Raw genomic sequence first — 17,674 nt, forward strand, 5'->3', positions numbered from 1 at the left:
GGCTGGGGAACGATACCCAGTGCTGCGCGCTCTTCGATATGTTTGCGGTAGGCTTCAAGCACAGTTATTACCCTCATCAGTGGTCCCAAATGGCTGTCCGGGACGCTCGTCGCGAAATGCTCGTACTCATGCGCTGCACGGCGTTGTGGGCCGTTTAGCCAGAATTACCGAACATTCCTTACAGAAGCTGCTTTCAAAGTTTTACGCCTGCAGAACGGGGAGCTGATGAGGGTTGGCGTAGAGCTTTTCCCCGCTGGAAAAACCCTTCGCCAACACCGCTCTGAAGGAACGACTGTGCTCGTGACGCTTTGAAAACAGCTTCTAACGGACATTGGCGCCTTAAAAGGCTGGCTGATTCTACGGCAAAAAAAATTTAAAGGTAAGTCGCGCTCTATTGGACTTTGGTGGCGTTGTGCGGGGCCTGCTAAAAGTCTGCCCGAGCGCTTGCCCCTGACGTTTGAGGGGTGATCAATGCCCGACAAAGGGCTAACATGCCGGCCTGTTCCGCGTTTCAGTGTTTTGCCAATTTATGCCCAATCAGACCATCAAGACCCCCTGCGTCGGCCTCTGCTCCACTGTTTACGGAGATCTGGTGTGCCGTGGCTGCAAGCGTTTCCATCACGAAGTGATCAATTGGAATGGTTACAACGAGGAGGAAAAGCGTGCGGTCTGGTTGCGGCTGGAGCAATTGCTGTCACAAGTGATGGCAAGCAAGGTCGAGATCTTTGATTCGGCGCGCCTGCGCCAACAGCTTGAACAGCGCAAGATCCGCTTTGTGCCACATCAGTCGGAATATTGCTGGGCCTATCAGCTGATTGCCCGGGGGGCGCGGGTGATCATTAATCTGGAAGCCTACGGGATGGTTTTGCTGCCGGAATTTCGCGACTGGAACCTGCCGGAATTGCGCGATGCCATTGATCGGGAATTCTTCCTGCTGTCGGAAGCGCACTATCAGCGCTACATCGCCCCCGGCTTCCTGAAAGACGCCTTCGGCGCCTAGAAGCTTCGCAAGCAGGGCGCCCACAGTGATCGGAATTGAATGCAGATACTGTAGGCGCAAACAGATCCTGTGGGAGCTGGCTTGCCAGCGATGAGGTCGGTACATCCAATATCAATGTTGACTGACCCACCGCTATCGCTGGCAAGCCAGCTCCCACAGTGATTGCGGTGCATTTGGAATCACACAAGAACTGTGGGAGTCTGGCTTGCCAGCGATGACGGCCGCATCAGCGCCGTAATTCTCAGTGTTTCACCGCCAGCTCTACCAGATGATCCTCAACCTCCTGCGGCTTGAGCACCAGCACATCACTTTCCAACGCATCCAGCACCACTTCAGCGGTGTTGCCGATCAACGCCCCTGACAACCCCGAGCGCGCCACCGTGCCGATCACGGTCACCGCAGCCTGCAGCTTGTGCGCCATGAACGGAATCAATACATCCGCCGGACCTTCCTCGATGTGCAGGTGCGCGTCATCCACGTCGAATTCGGCCTGAAACGCCCGGCATTGCTCGCGATAACGTGCTTCGATGGTTTCACTCAACTGCAACGTAGGGTCGGCGGCGGAGAGCATCGGTGACGGATGGGCGCTGATCACATGCAAATGCCCTTTGGCCAGACTGGCAATGTCATAGCCGTGATCGATGATCGTCGTGTGCAAATGCCGGTGCTCACCGTCGACATTGCCGACGTCGACCGCCGCCAGAATCACCTTGTCCTTCCACGAGCCAGCGGTTTTCACCAAAAGTACCGGAGTAGGGCAGTGGCGCAGCAATTTCCAGTCCGCCGGGGTCAGCAGGGCTTTTTTCAGCGAACTGTCGGGGAAGTGCTGCTTGATCACCAACCCGCAACCCTCGGCCTGCTGCACGTCGATGATGGTTTCGTGCAGGCTCTCGTTCCACGCCTGTTCGGTGGTCGCGCTGTAGCCGTCGGCCAGCAGCGCGGCCTTGAGCACGCTGAGCATGGCGGCGTGGTCGTGCTTCTTGTCGCACACCAGCAGGTGCAGATGGGCCTGGGTCACGCCAGCGATCAACTTGGCGCGCTTGAGCGCCAGGCTTTCCGAATGTTCGGGTTCGATGACCACCAGAATGCTGCGAATGGCTTGCATGAGCGGAGTCTCCAGCAAAGAAAAGGCACGGCGTTGCACAACTATAGTTGCTGCTCGAACAGCTGCGACTTGATGCATATCAACGCCAGCCGCTGGTGGTCTGCGGGCAGGCCGGTATAATCGGCGCCCTTCGCTCGAACACCTTTACCGTGAGCCCCATGATCCTTCCCGAAATCCACGAATTCCTTGGCTGCCGCACCCCCGACGCCTGGGTTCAGGCCGCACTGGCCGATCAGGAAACCCTGCTGATCGACCACAAGAACTGCGAGTTCAAAGCCGCCAGCACCGCCCTGAGCCTGATTGCCAAGTACCATTCCCATGTCGACCTGATCAACATGATGTCGCGTCTGGCCCGGGAAGAACTGGTGCACCACGAACAAGTCATGCGCATCATGAAACGCCGCAAGATCGAGCTGCGCCAGTTGCATGCCGGGCGCTACGCGTCAGGCCTGCGCAAAGTGGTGCGCAGCCACGAGCCGGTGAAACTGGTGGACACGCTGGTGGTGGGGGCGTTTATCGAGGCGCGCAGTTGCGAGCGGTTCGAAGCACTGGTGCCGCATCTGGACGAAGAACTCGGCAAGTTCTACTTCGGTTTGCTGAAAAGCGAGGCACGGCACTTTCAGGGCTATCTGAAACTGGCCTATCAGTACGGGGACGCCAAAGACATCGCCCAGGTGATCGACAGAGTGCGCGCCACCGAGCAGGACTTGATCGAGTCGCCGGACGATGAATTCCGCTTCCACAGCGGTGTACCGTCGGCCGCATGATCTTCGGAATCTCTTGCGGGAGATGTTGTTTTGAGGTTTGGTGTGAAGCATCAACCGGCCCTCGTGACCGGTTTTTGTTTTTCAGGAGATGGCAGGTGAATGAAAATATGCTGTTATTGTCAAGTGGTCCCGCGATTGGCCGTAATAATTGAGATTGCCTCGTCTATGTTTTTTGATCGTAGTTTTATTTTTTCAGGGCGACCGAGTTGTATATATTTCAATGACTCCACCATGCTGCCCCAAAACTTACAGAGTTCTAACGTTTTATTTTTTTCTTGAGTTGATCGCCGGCATATTTCTGCGAGAACATCTTCATACCAGTCGGGCGACATGGAATTAATGGCGCTATTGGCGATCAGTTGGATGTCAGGGCGATCGTGCGTCGAGATGATTTTTGTTTCTTTGATTAAGTTATCTATAAGCTCGGTGCAAAACGTCATTCTCAACATTCCGCTCATGAAGCCGCGCCACGGCATATATGTTGCGCGATTTACAATGCTTGGAAGTAATTTCGAAATTCTAAAAATAAGCCTTGCAATGAAAGATGCAGACCGAAATGCGTCGACTGGAAGAAGTGTGCCGACTACAGTCATTGCTCCCAGTGCAAGCATTCCGTTTGCTGACGACCCGTGCCCGCCGTCGATAGGGATTGTATCGCATGCACTCAATAATACTATAGGCGGCATTTTAAGTTGATGCTGTAGTTTCCAGACATCGAGTTCGCTACCTCCAACAACTATAGAGCCCATGTCGGAGTTTTTATTCAGCGTCCCATGCCCATCAAAAATCATCAAGGCGCCGGTGAAATCATTTACAGTGCTTACGAATTCCTCGGCAGTGGCGACATCTATAATTTTATAGTTTGGATACTCAGGGTGTCGACTTGACCATTGTTGAAGGGTGTCTTCAAGTGTGAATTTTATTTTGTCTGTGTCTGAGAATGATCGGACAACCAAAATCTCTTTGAAATCTGACAAAGACACCGTTGTGTATCTGTTTTTTATTAGCTGGCTTAGGCTTGCATTTCCCGGAGTGGCTGGGATTCGGCTTACATCACACCTCAAGGTTATAGGTAGTCCTCGTAGTGGTAGCCATTCTAGTGGTAAGTCGCTTACTAGGGATATTCCTGAAAATTCTGGAACATTATTTTTGAGTAGAGATGAATACTTGGCATGCATAAGGGAGTGCATGCGGATCTGTAATTGGTTGGCAAGTTTGTTTAGTTTAAAGTTGATGTGAGGTCCATTGCCTCTTGAGCAGTTTGCTAAGTTGATTAGGTCACCTTTTATTTTGTTTATTTTTGGCTCGATGCGAAGGATCGGGCATAGGTCCGATATGCCCAGTATGCCGGTAGAAAGGTTGAAGGTTTCAAGTTCGCGGTTATGGAGAGCTACAAAGTAATTTCCAGCAGTATCTGATGCTAAGTCTGTTATGTGTTCGATCTCTCGACCTGTTAAGTTTCTTATGTATTCCTCTGATCTTCTTACTGATTTGACATAGGTTTTTAGTCCGGCAATAAGTTTTTTGCTGTTTTGATTGTCGTTAAAAAGCTCAGAGTCTACGTCTGCTTTATATATTCGCCAAAGTATTGGTTCTGCCGTTATGCAGAGAAGGTTCTCAATGGGCGCATGCTCTATAAGATTTTTTCGGTAGCTCCATAAAGATTGCAGGCTGCGCAGAACTGCTGGTATGTATTCGTGATATTTGTGTGGCTGAAGTTTTCCCTCGGAAATTATGCTTAATTCCAAGCTGTTAGCAATAACTTCGTTGGCGACGGTTACACCATGGTTGTAGCCGGGATATGGTAGTCTCTTCCAGGGCTTTTTTTTGGGTGCAAGTATTTCTTTAATTGCTGTAACAAACTCTGGTGGAACTTGTCCTTTTGCTAGAAGGTCGAGCGCTCGCTCTATCGCATAATTGCTAATTTTTTTTAAGCTGGAGTCTTTTTCTTCTTTGCTGGCTGACTCTGCTATAGATATATGTAGAAAGCCTTTTCCGTAGTCGCTTGATAGAAAGTTTTTTACATGGGAGTACATGCGCTCGTCTGAAAGGATGACTTTTAATGGCGGGGTGTGCATTGAGTCATGACTGTGCATGGACTCAATGTTTGCAGGTATGACAATAAGGCTCGTGACCCCCGTAACTCTTGCTTTTGCCACGTTGTTGCGAGTCGCTTTTATTTCGCGCACATCAAATGGCAGTGTGGTTGCTAGTTTTAGCAACCATCTGGATCGTACGATTTCGGGCCAGTAGGCTAAAAAAAAGGTCTCAGTACTATAGTCGCGATGATGTGGTATATAGTAATGAAATGCAAATCTGATGTCTTGAAAATGCTCCTCTTCAAAAATTCGCGTTGCCAAGTTCAGTTCGTCGCGTGATGTTGATTCGAGCATTTGTGCTGGTTCCTTAGCTTATAGCTGCGTCCATAGGGTACGAGTTACGGGTTGTGGGTTATTAGTCAGCCAAGCAGTCAAAGTATCATGATAATTATTTTATTAAGAGAGCTTGTTTTGTTTTTTAGAACATCGTTTGGTGCACAGGGGCACTGCTCCGATGGCGGAAATTTGCGCAAAGGCGAAGGTGAAATGGGCAAAGGTTAGATGAAGCGCTGATTGCCTAATCGCCGAGTAAACCTCAGATTCTAAAGCGGATTGGGCGACGTAGATTGTTAAAAACTCTTAAGAGTATGAAACATCACCGAAAACCGGCCCCCGTGGCCGGTTTTTGCTGCCTGCGATAAACGCCTCGCCCGCGAATGCCGCCATAATGTCGCCCACTTCACAGATGGTTGGCAGATGGTCGTTATGGATAACCTGGGTTTTGGCAAAGTCCTGCTGGTGGAAGACGATGAACGCCTTGCCGCGTTGATCGCGCACTTCCTCGAACAACACGGCTACGAGGTGCGCACGGTGCATCGCGGGGATCTGGCCGTGGCCGCTTTTCTGGAGTTCAAACCCAAAGTCGTGGTGCTCGACCTGATGCTGCCGGGGCAGAGTGGCCTGCACGTGTGTCGGGAGATTCGCAGCGTGTCAGACACACCGATCGTGATTCTGACCGCCAAGGAAGACGACCTCGACCATATTCTCGGCTTGGAGTCCGGTGCCGATGACTACGTGATCAAACCGATCAAGCCGCCGGTGTTGCTGGCCCGGTTGCGCGCCTTGCAGCGGCGGCAGGTGCCGGACAGTGGCGTGGTCAGTTTTCTTGAGTTCGGCCAGTTGAGCATCGACCGCAGTTGCCGTGAAGTGCGCCTGGCGGGCGAGATCATCGAAATGACCACCATGGAATTCGAGTTGCTGTGGCTGCTGGCCAGTGCCGCCGGCAATACGCTGTCGCGCGATGACATCCTCAACCGCATGCGCGGCATTGCCTTCGATGGCCTGAACCGCAGCGTCGACGTGTACATCAGCAAGTTGCGCAACAAACTCAAGGACAATCCTCGCGAGCCGGTGTGCATCAAGACCGTGTGGGGCAAGGGTTATCTGTTCAATCCGTTTGCGTGGGAGTTGTAGATGCTGCGGTTATTCCTCGGGCTGTTTCTGGTGATGACGGTGGGGCTGGTGTTGGCCCTGCAAACCGTCGAACACACCTTCAACGCGTTGCTCGACAATCAGATGCAGGCCTACAACCGCGAAGCGGTGCGCGGTCAGGCGTGGTCGCTGGTGGATCATTTGCGCGGGCGTCAGGGCACGGATCGCGAGCAGCAACTGGAAACCTTGCGCCCGCATTACGGGCTGACACTGAAACTGGTCGAGGCCGATCAACTGGCCCTGAATGCCGAGGAAAAAGCCCAGCTGATGCAGAATCTTCTGGTGATCCGCGACAACTACACGCAGTTCATCAGCAACATCGACGGCGGTCCGCAGGTGCTCAGCATCAAGCTGCCGCCGGAACCGAGCCTGATGCCGTTCTACATTTCGGCTGCTTACGGAATGCTCGCGGTACTGATCGGTATCGTCCTGTTTTTCTGGGTGCGTCCGCATTGGCGTGATCTGGAGAAACTGCGCCTGGCCGCCGAGCGTTTTGGCGATAACGATCTGTCAGCGCGTATCCAGTTGTCGAAACGTTCGAACATCCGCGACCTGGCCGAGCACTTCAACCTGATGGCGGCGCGCATCGAGAGTCTGATCGCCAATCAGCGCGAACTGACCAATGCGGTCTCTCATGAACTGCGTACGCCGATTGCGCGGCTGTCGTTCGAACTTGATCAGCTCAAGCAACAATCTGACCCGAGTCAGAATCGCGAATTGATCGCCGACATGTACGCCGACCTTGGCGAACTGGAAGAAATGGTCTCGGAGTTGCTGACTTACGCCAGTCTTGAGCGCGGTGCGACGGTGATCAAGCGTGAAAATATTCAGGCGGGCAATTGGCTCGATAGCGTGGTTGGTAGTGTGGCGCTGGAGGCGGAGGCGGCGGGGGTACAGTTGTCGATCGGCGATTGCCGGCTCGAAACGGTACGCATCGAACCAAGGTTCATGGCCCGTGCGGTGATCAATTTGCTGCGCAATGCGATTCGTTATGCCGAGCAACGAGTGGAAGTCACGCTGGTGCGCAATGGCGATTACTACGAGGTGCAGGTCAATGACGATGGGCCGGGCGTGCCGGTGCACGGGCGGGAGAAGATTTTCGAACCGTTCTCGCGCCTGGATGCGAGCCGCGACCGGCGCACTGGTGGATTCGGATTGGGGCTGGCCTTGGTGCGACGGGTGTCGCAGTCCCATGGCGGGCAAGTGGAGGTCGGTGATTCGCCTTGGGGCGGGGCGTCGTTCCGGATGACCTGGGCGCATCTGGATTGACTTGTGTTGGCATGGCCGACGCCATCGCTGGCAAGCCAGCTCCCACAGGTTTTGTGGTGTAACTGCTTTCCCGAAAACACCGCAAAACCCCGTGGGAGCTGGCTTGCCAGCGATGAGGTCATCAGTCCCACCGCACACTCAGAAGGCGTACTCAACCTGCCCAGCCAATACCCACAGGTGTAACTACTTCCCCGACAACCCCGCAAAACCATGTGGGAGCTGGCTTGCCAGCGATGAGGCCATCAGTCCCACCGCACACTCAGAAGGCGTACTCAACCTGCCCAGCCAATGAAGTCTGCAATCGCCGTTCGACAATCGGGCTGTCTGCTGCTTCATGGCTCAGGTACTGCACCGCCAGCACTGACGACACGCTCCAGCGCTCATCAATCGGCAACGTCCAGGTCAAGTCCGCGCCGCGACTGATCAATCCGGCTTTCGGTTCATAAGCCCGGTACTGACTGCGCGAAGCCTGTGCCGTACTCACGCCATACCAGGTGCGCAGGTAATCGCTGTCGCCGAACTGGCTGTTCAATCCGCCGGTCACCTTGCCGAAACGGCCCTCATACAGTGGCAGGTTGATGCTCAGTTTCAGGCGATTCCACGATGAGCCGGTGTTGTGGTCATCGTCGTCCTTTTCCAGCGCATGCTCGAAACTCGCGCCGAGAATGATCGGCCCCATGTGATAGCGGCCGTCCACGCCCAGCACCGGGCGCGACTTGATCGAGCCCATGCCGTTCAGTTCGTCGGACCCCTTGAACCCGGTCTTGCGATCCTTGCGCACATCGCTGGCGCCGACGTAAACGCTGAGACCGAAATCCTCTTCGTCAAAGCCCCAGCCCAGCCCTCGGTTGCTGTCGAGAAAGAAACCCTGCGGACTGACCACTTCGACAGCCACCAGCGGCGCCGTCACCCGCTCATCGCTGCCGCTGTAGCGCGGAGCATTGACCGCGCCGGCGCGCAGGGTGGTGTGCCAGTCTTCGGCGCGCAGCGAACCGTCGGGCACCAGCAGGCAAAGGGAAGTCAGGGACAACGAAAACGTGCGAAACGACATCAGCATGGGGCACCCGAGGGGAATGTGGATGCGCCCATGCTAGGCGGGTGGCGAGCGGCAATCTTTGGCAGCTTTGTCGGGAAACTGTCAAAGACTGTTAAGCCGCGATCAGAAGTCCCATTTGGTGGTGAGCATCAGGTTGCGCGGCTCGCCGTAGAACGTTGTGTCGAAGTTGCCCAACCCGGTCAGGTAGCGTTTGTCGAAGACGTTGTTGGCGTTGACGGTGAAGCTCAAGTGCTCGTCGTACTGATAACGCGTCATCAGGTCCACGAGGGTGTAGCCGCCTTGTTTGATGCTTGTGTAATCGCCGGCCGGCGCGCTGTAGATCTTGCCGTAAAACGCGCTCTGCCAGCTCACGCCGCCGCCGACGGTGACTTTGTCGAGCATGCCCGGCAGGCGATAGGTGGTGAAGGTGCGCACGGTGTGTTCAGGCTTGGTGGTCGACAGCGGATAACCGTAGATGCGCTGTTCATCGGCGTCACGGGTGCGCGCATAGGTGTAGCCGGCGGAGACATTCCAGCCGTCGGCCAGTTCGCCGGCCAGTTCCAGTTCAACACCTTTGGTGGTGGCGCCGTCGATGGCTTTGTAGATGCCTTCGTTGGTCACCGCGTTGGTGCCGATCGATTCGGCGACGCCATCCTGCTCGATGCGGAAGAACGCCAGGCTGGCATTCAGGCGACCGTCGAAGTACGCCGCTTTCAGGCCCGCTTCGTAGCTGTCGCCCTCGACCGGCGCGAGGGTCGAACCGTTGCTGTCCTTGTAGGTCTGCGGCTGGTAGATGCTGGTGTAACTGGCGTACAGCGAGTAGGTGTCGTCGAGGTCATAAATCACCCCGGCGTAAGGCGTGACGACGCCGTGTTCCTTGTAACTGGTGTGAGTGTCGTCGAGGCCGGCGCCCGGGTTGTAGCGGTAGTCTTCGTTGTACTTGAAGGTGCTCAAGCGGCTGCCGAGGATCACCGAAAGATCGTCGGTCGGGTGCAGACGCGTGGCCAGGTACACGCCGTTCTGGCTCTGGGTGCGCTCGTATTTGCCGTTCTTCGGGAAGTCCTGTTTCGGCAGATTACCGTCCCAGTCGTAGATGCTGCCCGGCACTTGCGAGAAGGCGCTGGTGTCGTAGGTCGCGCCGGTCTGGCGCGAGTGCGAGGTCATCACGCCGGCAATCAGCTCATGCTCGCGACCACCCAGGGTGAACGGCCCGGAGACGTTGACGTCGGCGGTGTTCTGCACGCGATGGCCTTCCCAGCGTCCCCAGTACAGGAACATGCCTTCGCCGCTGGCACGATTCGGGTTGCCGCCGCTGGCCGAGGCCAGGCGCGTGTCGTGATCGGTGGTTTTCTGATCGAGCGTGACCTTGAACTTCCAGTCATTGGCCAGCGCCTGTTCGAGCGAGGCGAAGTAGGTGATGTTGTCGAAGTCGCGACGGCTCCAGTCCGCGGCGGAGTTGAAGTGACGCGGGAAATCGGTGCGCCCGCCATCGGCGAAGTACACCGGGTTACCGGTCCACGAACTGCCGCGTGGGGTGGTGCTGGACTTGTCGACGCCGAAGGTCAGTAGGGTGTCGTCGCTGAGGTCGGCTTCGAGAATGCCGTAGAACAGGTCTTTGCGCTGGCTGTAGTGATCGAGGTAGGAATTCTTGTCCGAATACGCACCGATAAAGCGCCCGCGCACATTGCCGGAATCGGTCAGCGAACCGGAGATATCACCGACGGTGCGGTAGGCGTCCCACGAGCCGATGGTGCCGCTGATCGAGGCTTTGAATTCCTTGGTGGGTTTCTTGCGGATCAGGTTGACCGTGGCCGATGGGTCGCCGGAGCCGGTCATCAGGCCGGTCGCGCCTTTGATGATTTCGATACGATCGATGCTTGCTGCGTCGTCGCCGTTGTTGGGGTTTTCACCGTAGACGCCGTCGTAGGGAATGTTGATGCCGTCGTACTGGAAGTTGGTGATGGCGAGGCCGCGTGCGGAGAACTCGGTGCGGTCGCTGTCGTATTTTTGCGTCGAAATGCCGGGGGTGTTGCGCAGTGCATCGCCGACGCTCTGCACGCCGCGATCATCCATTTGCTGGCGGGTGATCACCGTCACCGATTGCGGGGTTTCGCGGATCGACAGCGGCAGGCCGGTGGCCGAAGACATCGCGCCGGTGGTGTAGGAGCGTGTGTCTTCGGTGGTGGCGCCGAGGCCCTGGGCGGAAATATTGGTCGCGCCCAACTGCAAAGCCTGGTCGTTTTTTGCCGGCGTTTCAGCCGCGTGGGAAGAAAGGCTCAGCAGAGCGGCCGCAAGCGGGCACAAGGCAAAACGAAAACGGACGTGCGACATGGAGATCCCTTTGCATCGAATCGATCGGTAGTTGAAGTGCTTCTGAAGGGTTAACCGAACGAGTGAGGAAAAAGGGAACTGCAAAGCGCTAAAAGTTGGCAAAAACCCTGTGGGAGCTGGCTTGCCAGCGATGACGGCCACCTATTCAACATCAATGTTGACTGTTCCAACGCTATCGCTGGCAAGCCAGCTCCCACAGGGGGCGAGGAATGCTGAAGATTATCTATCGGGTCAAACCGAGGCGTTCGTGCCATTGCGCGATGGATTCTTCGGGATAGACCTCGAACTGTTGATCCCCGGGCTTGGCCTCGACTTCGACCCATGGTGCTTTTGAATCGAGCATCAAATGGGTGTATTCCGGTGGCACCGACAACGGCGTGTCGATGGCCGAGGCGAACGGGTGGATCAGTTCCGGCCACTCCGGGCTGAACAGCCATAGACCACTGCCGCACAACGAGCAGAAATGCCGCTCGGCGGTGCTGCGATGAGCGCGTTTTTCGCCTTCCTCCTTCATGCGCGCGTGGTAGATGCTGATGTGTTTGCGTCCGCGCACCTTGAGGCTGCTCGCGTCGCCGCCGAGGTTGATCGCATAGCCGCCACCGCCCTGAGTCTTGCGGCAGATCGAGCAGTAGCAGCGTTGATAAGGGTAGGGGTGGGCGCTGGTGAGGCTGAACGAAACCGCGCCGCAATGGCAGGAGCCTTCGAGGTGCATGGGTGCTCTCCGTTAGCAGGGGGGTGCGTTTGAGCCTAGAGCATTTTGCGCGACGCCTGCCGGTGTGATGCGACAGGCGCCGGCAGCGTCTAGCCCCAGTGTCCCCGCAATCCCATGGGGCGAGACTTCGGAACCCGGCATGCAAGCGTTGTTGAACGAGATCCTTGACGCTGTCCGGCCCCTGATCGGGCAGGGCAAAGTGGCTGACTACATTCCCGCCCTCGGCACCGTGCCCGCCAATCAGCTGGGCATCGCCGTGTACGGCAACGACGGTGAGATGTACTGCGCGGGCGACGCCGAGAAACCGTTCTCGGTGCAGAGTATTTCCAAGGTATTCAGCCTGGTGCAGGCCATCGAGCATTCCGGCGAGGCGATCTGGGAACGCCTTGGCCATGAGCCGTCCGGTCAGCCGTTCAACTCACTGGTGCAACTGGAATTCGAACGCGGACGCCCGCGTAATCCCTTTATCAATGCCGGCGCGCTGGTGATCTGCGACATCAACCAGTCGCGCTTTGCCGCGCCAACCCTGTCGATGCGCGACTTCGTCCGGCGCCTGTCGGGTAACCCGCAGATCATGATCGACGGCAAAGTCGCCGATTCCGAATACCAGCACCGCGCGCGCAACGCGGCGATGGCTTACCTGATGCAATCCTTCGGCAACTTCCACAACGATGTCGAGTCGGTGCTGCGCAGTTATTTCAGCCACTGCGCGCTGCGCATGAACTGCATCGATCTGGCCCGGGCGTTCTGTTTCCTGGCCAATGACGGTTACTGCAAACACAGCGGCGAGCAGATCCTCACGCGCCGCCAGACCCAGCAAGTCAACTCGATCATGGCCACCAGTGGCCTGTACGACGAGGCGGGCAACTTTGCCTATCGCGTCGGTCTGCCGGGCAAGAGTGGCGTCGGCGGCGGCATCGTCGCGGTGGTGCCGGGGCAGTTCACGGTGTGCGTGTGGTCGCCGGAGTTGAACGCTGCGGGGAACTCACTGGCGGGGATGGCGGCGCTGGAGATGCTCAGTTCGCGGATTGGCTGGTCAGTGTTCTGATCCGATCATCCTTACACTGCAAAACCCTGTGGGAGCTGGCTTGCCAGCGATGGCGTCCGCTCAGCAAACATGGATGTCGCTGACCCACCGCCATCGCCGGCAAGCCAGCTCTTACAGGGAACGAGGTATTTGCGGAAGGTGTTTTTCAGCGAAAATTCCTATACATTTTCCGGCCGCCCTCTGCATGGTGAATCCGCTTCATGTCTCTTGCGCTCGAACGTCTAGTCGCTGGCACGCCGATCCCTTTCGCTGGTAACCGCGTGACCGTGGTCAGCCCCGAACTGGCGGCGCGCTTTCAGCCCGGTGACCACCTGTTGGTGGAGCAGGTGAGCGGCGAGCTGTTGCTGATTCCAGTGGCGGATCAACAAGCGGCGTCCGTGGCCATCGAGCGCGCCGCTGCGGCGTTTGCTGCGTTGTCGGCGGTGTCCGACGAGGCGATCAGTCAGTTCTTCGATCTGTTTGCGCAGCGTCTGGAAACGCCCGATTGCTGGGCGCAGATCGCCGCCGCCAACCTCGCCGATATCGAGCGGGCCAAGGCGCGCGGACGCTCCACCACGCGTCTGCTCGCCGATGAGCGCATGCGCGGCGACATGATTGCCGGCCTACGGGCGTGGCGCGATGCCCCGGCAACGCGCGGCAAAGTTATCAGCAGCGTTGAACACGAGGGCTGGAAGGTCGAGCAAGTGGTGTCGCCGCTGGGCATCGTCGCGTTTGTCTTCGAAGGTCGCCCGAACGTGTTTGCCGACGCGGCCGGCGTTTTGCGCACTGGCAACACGGCGGTGCTTCGGATTGGCAGCGATGCACTGGGCACCGCACAAGCCATCGTCAAGCATGCGCTGAACCCGGCGCTGGCAGCGGCCGGTTTGCCGGCGGGTGCGGTGTCGCTGGTCGAAAGCGTCAATCACGCGGCCGGTTGGGCGATGTTCGCTGATCGGCGCCTGTCGTTGGCGGTGGCCCGTGGGTCTGGGCACGCAGTCAGTCAGTTGGGCAGCATCGCTCAGCAGGCAGGGACGGCCGTCAGCCTGCACGGCACCGGTGGGGCGTGGTTGATTGCTGATCGTGATGCCGACGCCAAACGCTTTGCCGCGGTGGTGCGCAACTCACTGGATCGCAAGGTCTGCAACACGTTGAACGTCTGCCTGATTCAGCGCGACCGCGCTGCAGAATTGCTGCCGCTGTTCCTCGATGCGCTGAAGCAAGCGGGCAGCGCACGCGGGCAGGGCTGCAAATTGCACATCGTTGAAGGCAGTCAAAGTTACCTGCCGAGCGAGTGGCAGAACGCAACAGTCGAGGTCTACCGCGCCGAGGGTTATCAGACCGAAGCACTGGCCGAGCCGCTGGCGGAATCTGACCTTGGCCGTGAGTGGGAATGGGAGGAGACCCCGGAAGTCAGTCTGATGATCGTCGACGATCTGGATCAGGCGATTGCGCTGTTCAACCGCTATAGCCCGCAATTCACCGTGTCGCTGATCAGCGAAGATGGGCAGGCTCAGGAACGCTTCTACAACGCGGTCAACGCGCCGTTCGTGGGCAATGGCATTACCCGCTGGGTCGACGGACAGTACGCGCTGAACAAGCCGGAGCTGGGGCTTTCGAACTGGGAGAGCGGGCGGTTGTTTGCGCGCAGTGCGATTCTGTCTGGCGATGGCGTGTTCACGGTACGCAGCCGCATGAGCCAGATCGACCTCACCGTAAAACGCTGAAAATGCCTCATCCTGGTTGATCCACATCGGTCCTGTGGCGAGGGGATTTATCCCCGATGGCGCGCGCAGCGGCCCCAAGAGATTGGGCCTGCTGCGCAGTCCATCGGGGATAAATCCCCTCGCCACAAGTTCTTTTTCACCTCAGCGGATTTGTATCAGGCGGCTGCGCTGGTGTTTGCCTGAACGGCGCACGTCGCCGGTTGCTCGGCCAGCGGCACAAAGGTGCGGCGGTCCGAGGAGAGCGCATCGATCGAGCCAGTCTCGATGTCGTACACCCAGCCATGCAGGTTCAGCAATCCTTTCTCCTGGGCCAGGCGCACGCTCGGGTGGGTCTGGATGTTCGCCAGTTGCGCGATCACGTTTTCACGCACCATCGAACTCAATTTCGCCGCGTCATTGGCATGCGGCCGTGCTTCATTCACCACTTTTGCCGATTCGGCATGCTGCAGCCAGCCGCTGACGGCCGGCAGGTGATCCATGCATTTGCACTGGGCAATCGCGGTCATTGCGCCACAGTCCGAATGGCCGCAGATCACGATGTCGGTCACACCCAGTACCGCCACAGCATATTCCACCGTCGCCGAAACACCGCCCGGATGCGGGCTATAGGACGGCACGATATTGCCGGCGTTGCGGATCACAAACAGTTCGCCGGGTTCTTGCTGGGTCAGCAGTTCCGGCACCACACGGCTGTCGGAACAGGTAATGAACAAGGTGCCAGGCTGCTGGGTGGTCGCCAGATGCTTGAACAGTTCGGTGCGTTGCGGGAACGCTTCGTTCTGGAATTTCAGGAAGCCATCAATCAGGTTTTTCATGGTGTTGTCCTCTCAGTTCGAGCAACCGCTGCCGAATTCGCTGAATTGCAGAATGTGTTTGCCGCCCTGGCTGTCCAGGTAAGTCATTTCCACCGGCACCACGCCACAGACGTCGGCAACCGGGGTAATGCTCAGCACTTGCGCAACGTCCAGTTGCATGCCGTAGCGGTAAGCGACGGCCTCATCAGCGGCAAATGCGTGGGCGCAAAAGCCGCCGAGCAGGGCCAGGGTCAACAGAATTTTTTGCATGGAGCAGCCTCCAGACGCAGGTGGTGACGATGTGCAATTGGGATTTGGATGGCCCGCACGCGAGGTGCGGGCCGGGATGGATCAGAACGGACGCAGTGGCAGGAACTTGCCGTCGAGGGTGACCACGGCGCGGGAGCCGCCTTCCGGGTCTTCGACTTTCTTGATGTCCAGTTTGAAGTTGATCGCGCTGATGATGCCGTCGCCGAATTGCTCGTGAACCAGCGCCTTGAGGGTGGTGCCGTAGATCTGGATCATCTCGTGGAAACGGTAGATGGTCGGGTCGGTCGGCACACCGCTGAGGCTGCCACGCAGCGGAATGATTTGCAGGGCGGCGACGTCGGCGGCGTCCAGCTCAAGCTTGTCGCCGACCACTTCGGCGGCGTTTGCCGGCAGCGGATGTTGGCCGAGCAGGGCGGCGGTGACGAAGGCCAGGCTGAGGCCGGTGTCGTCAGCGAGAGCCTGCCACGACAGATCTTTGCGTGCCTTGGCATCGAGAATGCGGGTGGTCAGGGCCAGGCTGGTGTCGTTGTAGGCGTGGGACTGTTGCATGGTGTCACTCCTTTCAGGGGTTGGCTTGCTGTGTGGGATTCATCTTCTGCCGATTGATCCATAGCGTCCAAGACCCATATACAATGCTGCGCATAAGTCCTGCCTATAGATGGTGATCCCCATGCTGTTGCGACATTTGCGTTATCTGCTGGCCGTGGCCGATCACGGCGGCTTCACCCGTGCGGCCGAGGCGTTGCATGTGTCTCAGCCGACCTTGTCGCAACAGATTCGCCAATTGGAGGAAACCCTGGGAGTAAACCTGTTTGATCGCACCTCGCGCACGGTCAAGCCGACCGATGCCGGCGAGGCTTATATCGAATGCGCGCGGCGGGTGCTGGTGGAGCTGGAGGCGGGCAAGCGGGCGTTGCATGACGTGAAGGATTTGTCCCGGGGCACCTTGCGTCTGGCGATGACGCCAACGTTTATGGCGTATCTGGTCGGGCCGCTGGTGCGCGATTATGTTGCGCGCTTTCCGGGGATTCACCTGGAGATCTTCGAGTTGTCGATGGACGACATCGAGGCGGGACTGGCGGATGACTCGCTGGACATTGCGATCGCCTTCACACCGGTGCGCAATCCGGACATCGAGTGCATTCCGGCGTTTGTCGAGACATTGGCGGTAATGGTCGGGCGCGAGCATCCGTTGTATGACAGCACGTCAGTGTTGATGCCGGAACACCTGGCGCAGTTGGATTTCGCTTTGCTGGCACAGGACTTCATTACGCGGTTATCGGTGGATGAATATTTCCGTCAGCATGGAATTACGCCGCAGGTGCGCATAGAGGTGAACTCGGTCAGTACGTTGCTGGAGGTGGTGCGGTGTTCGCCGATGGCGACGATGTTGCCGGAAGCGATCGCGACAGAGGATCGGGCGTTGCGCCGGTTGCGGGTCGAGAGTGAGGCGCCGCAGCGTGGGGCGGCGTTGTTGCGGCGGCGCAATAATTACCACAGTGCGGCGGCGGTGGCGTTTGTGGATTTGGTGTTGGGCATTGAGAGCCCCTCACCCTGACCCTCTCCCAGAGGGAGAGGGGACTGACCGAGGTGTTTGTGCGATTTACGACGACCTGAAAGTTTTGAGCCGAACTAAAATTTGAACGCAGCGCAGATCGGCTCCCTCTCCCTCGGGAGAGGGCTGGGGTGAGGGGCTACAATTCCACTCACGCCAAACAATGCAAGCGAACAAAAAAAGGCCTGCTTCCTTTAAGGAAGCAGGCCTTTCAATTATTTAATTACTAACTCAGCAGAACCGATCAATCACCCGTACTTCGTTTTTATTCTGCATCGAGTCCCACGCCTGTTTCAGCGTCTGCAGCACATTACCGATGAAGTCTTTATCGGCTGCGGCTTTCTTGCCGACATAACCGTGGCCGCGACGGTACATTTTCAGGCGGGCCAGCAGGTTCTGGTTGTTGCGGTCGAATTCTTCTTCACCCGCATGAGGCGCCAGGCAGTCGATATGCACCTGACCCGACTTGCTGATCCACAGAATATGGCTGTCGTGGCTGTCTTTTTGCGCAGCGAACATACGAGCCAGTTCTTCGATAGTAGGTTGATTGTTCA

At 57.4% G+C, this 17,674-nt stretch carries 16 protein-coding genes; 7 read left to right on the forward strand and 9 right to left on the reverse strand.

The annotated features are described in order from the left end of the window. Positions 1-529: 529 nt before the first annotated feature. The gene (locus tag ACIONG_RS27445) at positions 530-1,000 is read left to right on the forward strand and encodes a DUF1289 domain-containing protein (RefSeq protein ID WP_103303347.1); all 471 of its coding nucleotides are present in this window, start codon (positions 530-532) and stop codon (positions 998-1,000) included. Positions 1,001-1,241: 241 nt separating this feature from the next. On the opposite strand, the gene ACIONG_RS27450 is transcribed toward ACIONG_RS27445, so the two are convergent. Continuing rightward, positions 1,242-2,105 carry a universal stress protein gene (locus ACIONG_RS27450; RefSeq protein ID WP_103303348.1) on the reverse strand — a complete coding sequence of 288 codons (864 nt, stop codon included), beginning with the start codon at positions 2,103-2,105 and terminating at the stop codon, positions 1,242-1,244. Positions 2,106-2,263: 158 nt separating this feature from the next. Here ACIONG_RS27450 and ACIONG_RS27455 point away from each other — a divergent pair, with 158 nt between their 5' ends. Continuing rightward, a complete protein-coding gene (locus ACIONG_RS27455) occupies positions 2,264-2,872 on the forward strand; it encodes a tRNA-(ms[2]io[6]A)-hydroxylase (RefSeq protein ID WP_401303861.1) in 609 nt (202 codons plus the stop codon). A gap of 119 nt (positions 2,873-2,991) precedes the next feature. On the opposite strand, the gene ACIONG_RS27460 is transcribed toward ACIONG_RS27455, so the two are convergent. Then, on the reverse strand, positions 2,992-5,265 hold the full coding sequence (locus ACIONG_RS27460; RefSeq protein WP_401303864.1) for a CHAT domain-containing protein: 2,274 nt from the start codon (positions 5,263-5,265) through the stop codon (positions 2,992-2,994). Between the two features lie 411 nt (positions 5,266-5,676). On the opposite strand from ACIONG_RS27460, the gene ACIONG_RS27465 reads away from it, so the two are divergent. Both ACIONG_RS27465 and ACIONG_RS27470 read left to right on the forward strand, forming a co-directional pair. After that, complete coding sequence (locus ACIONG_RS27465; RefSeq protein ID WP_103303350.1) at positions 5,677-6,384, forward strand: response regulator; 708 nt, start codon at positions 5,677-5,679, stop codon at positions 6,382-6,384. Next, on the forward strand, positions 6,385-7,671 hold the full coding sequence (locus ACIONG_RS27470; protein ID WP_213028293.1) for an ATP-binding protein: 1,287 nt from the start codon (positions 6,385-6,387) through the stop codon (positions 7,669-7,671). A gap of 259 nt (positions 7,672-7,930) precedes the next feature. Here ACIONG_RS27470 and ACIONG_RS27475 read toward each other — a convergent pair whose 3' ends face one another. From ACIONG_RS27475 to ACIONG_RS27485, 3 genes are all read right to left on the reverse strand, one after another. After that, on the reverse strand, positions 7,931-8,728 hold the full coding sequence (locus tag ACIONG_RS27475) for a MipA/OmpV family protein (protein WP_401303866.1): 798 nt from the start codon (positions 8,726-8,728) through the stop codon (positions 7,931-7,933). A 102-nt stretch (positions 8,729-8,830) separates the two neighbouring features. After that, entirely contained in the window at positions 8,831-11,038 is a 2,208-nt protein-coding gene (locus tag ACIONG_RS27480; RefSeq protein ID WP_401303869.1) for a TonB-dependent siderophore receptor, read from the reverse strand. A 223-nt stretch (positions 11,039-11,261) separates the two neighbouring features. Beyond that, complete coding sequence (locus tag ACIONG_RS27485) at positions 11,262-11,750, reverse strand: GFA family protein (RefSeq protein WP_401303872.1); 489 nt, start codon at positions 11,748-11,750, stop codon at positions 11,262-11,264. A 139-nt stretch (positions 11,751-11,889) separates the two neighbouring features. Here ACIONG_RS27485 and glsB point away from each other — a divergent pair, with 139 nt between their 5' ends. Both glsB and ACIONG_RS27495 read left to right on the forward strand, forming a co-directional pair. Further along, positions 11,890-12,798 (forward strand): glutaminase B, encoded by a 909-nt coding sequence (gene glsB / locus ACIONG_RS27490; RefSeq protein WP_401303874.1) that lies wholly within the window; start codon positions 11,890-11,892, stop codon positions 12,796-12,798. A 200-nt stretch (positions 12,799-12,998) separates the two neighbouring features. Continuing rightward, the gene (locus ACIONG_RS27495) at positions 12,999-14,501 is read left to right on the forward strand and encodes an aldehyde dehydrogenase family protein (protein ID WP_401303876.1); all 1,503 of its coding nucleotides are present in this window, start codon (positions 12,999-13,001) and stop codon (positions 14,499-14,501) included. A gap of 155 nt (positions 14,502-14,656) precedes the next feature. On the opposite strand, the gene ACIONG_RS27500 is transcribed toward ACIONG_RS27495, so the two are convergent. The 3 genes from ACIONG_RS27500 to cynS all read right to left on the reverse strand — a co-directional run bounded on the left by ACIONG_RS27500 (position 14,657) and on the right by cynS (position 16,114). Then, positions 14,657-15,316 (reverse strand): carbonic anhydrase, encoded by a 660-nt coding sequence (locus ACIONG_RS27500; protein ID WP_401303879.1) that lies wholly within the window; start codon positions 15,314-15,316, stop codon positions 14,657-14,659. Positions 15,317-15,328: 12 nt separating this feature from the next. Continuing rightward, positions 15,329-15,565 (reverse strand): DUF2790 domain-containing protein, encoded by a 237-nt coding sequence (locus tag ACIONG_RS27505; RefSeq protein ID WP_103303358.1) that lies wholly within the window; start codon positions 15,563-15,565, stop codon positions 15,329-15,331. Positions 15,566-15,646: 81 nt separating this feature from the next. Next, positions 15,647-16,114 carry a cyanase gene (gene cynS, locus ACIONG_RS27510; protein ID WP_103303359.1) on the reverse strand — a complete coding sequence of 156 codons (468 nt, stop codon included), beginning with the start codon at positions 16,112-16,114 and terminating at the stop codon, positions 15,647-15,649. Between the two features lie 121 nt (positions 16,115-16,235). Here cynS and cynR point away from each other — a divergent pair, with 121 nt between their 5' ends. Continuing rightward, on the forward strand, positions 16,236-17,123 hold the full coding sequence (cynR, locus tag ACIONG_RS27515; RefSeq protein WP_401303882.1) for a transcriptional regulator CynR: 888 nt from the start codon (positions 16,236-16,238) through the stop codon (positions 17,121-17,123). A gap of 228 nt (positions 17,124-17,351) precedes the next feature. On the opposite strand, the gene ACIONG_RS27520 is transcribed toward cynR, so the two are convergent. Beyond that, positions 17,352-17,674, reverse strand: a 323-nt coding sequence (locus ACIONG_RS27520) for a hypothetical protein (protein WP_401303885.1), incomplete at its 5' end; no start/stop codon positions are given.

Source organism: Pseudomonas sp. NPDC087817 (genome assembly GCF_044742875.1).
GTDB lineage: Bacteria > Pseudomonadota > Gammaproteobacteria > Pseudomonadales > Pseudomonadaceae > Aquipseudomonas.

What these genes read in the sequence shown, in the direction of transcription:
- ACIONG_RS27450 (WP_103303348.1), bottom strand. Translation starts at nt 2,105, where the DNA reads ATGCAAGCCATTCGCAGCATTCTGGTGGTCATCGAACCCGAACATTCG.
- cynS (WP_103303359.1), bottom strand. Translation starts at nt 16,114, where the DNA reads ATGCAACAGTCCCACGCCTACAACGACACCAGCCTGGCCCTGACCACC.
- ACIONG_RS27465 (WP_103303350.1), top strand. Translation starts at nt 5,677, where the DNA reads ATGGATAACCTGGGTTTTGGCAAAGTCCTGCTGGTGGAAGACGATGAA.
- ACIONG_RS27470 (WP_213028293.1), top strand. Translation starts at nt 6,385, where the DNA reads ATGCTGCGGTTATTCCTCGGGCTGTTTCTGGTGATGACGGTGGGGCTG.
- ACIONG_RS27455 (WP_401303861.1), top strand. Translation starts at nt 2,264, where the DNA reads ATGATCCTTCCCGAAATCCACGAATTCCTTGGCTGCCGCACCCCCGAC.
- ACIONG_RS27460 (WP_401303864.1), bottom strand. Translation starts at nt 5,265, where the DNA reads ATGCTCGAATCAACATCACGCGACGAACTGAACTTGGCAACGCGAATT.
- ACIONG_RS27485 (WP_401303872.1), bottom strand. Translation starts at nt 11,750, where the DNA reads ATGCACCTCGAAGGCTCCTGCCATTGCGGCGCGGTTTCGTTCAGCCTC.
- ACIONG_RS27445 (WP_103303347.1), top strand. Translation starts at nt 530, where the DNA reads ATGCCCAATCAGACCATCAAGACCCCCTGCGTCGGCCTCTGCTCCACT.
- ACIONG_RS27505 (WP_103303358.1), bottom strand. Translation starts at nt 15,565, where the DNA reads ATGCAAAAAATTCTGTTGACCCTGGCCCTGCTCGGCGGCTTTTGCGCC.
- cynR (WP_401303882.1), top strand. Translation starts at nt 16,236, where the DNA reads ATGCTGTTGCGACATTTGCGTTATCTGCTGGCCGTGGCCGATCACGGC.
- ACIONG_RS27495 (WP_401303876.1), top strand. Translation starts at nt 12,999, where the DNA reads ATGTCTCTTGCGCTCGAACGTCTAGTCGCTGGCACGCCGATCCCTTTC.
- ACIONG_RS27475 (WP_401303866.1), bottom strand. Translation starts at nt 8,728, where the DNA reads ATGCTGATGTCGTTTCGCACGTTTTCGTTGTCCCTGACTTCCCTTTGC.
- glsB (WP_401303874.1), top strand. Translation starts at nt 11,890, where the DNA reads ATGCAAGCGTTGTTGAACGAGATCCTTGACGCTGTCCGGCCCCTGATC.
- ACIONG_RS27500 (WP_401303879.1), bottom strand. Translation starts at nt 15,316, where the DNA reads ATGAAAAACCTGATTGATGGCTTCCTGAAATTCCAGAACGAAGCGTTC.
- ACIONG_RS27480 (WP_401303869.1), bottom strand. Translation starts at nt 11,038, where the DNA reads ATGTCGCACGTCCGTTTTCGTTTTGCCTTGTGCCCGCTTGCGGCCGCT.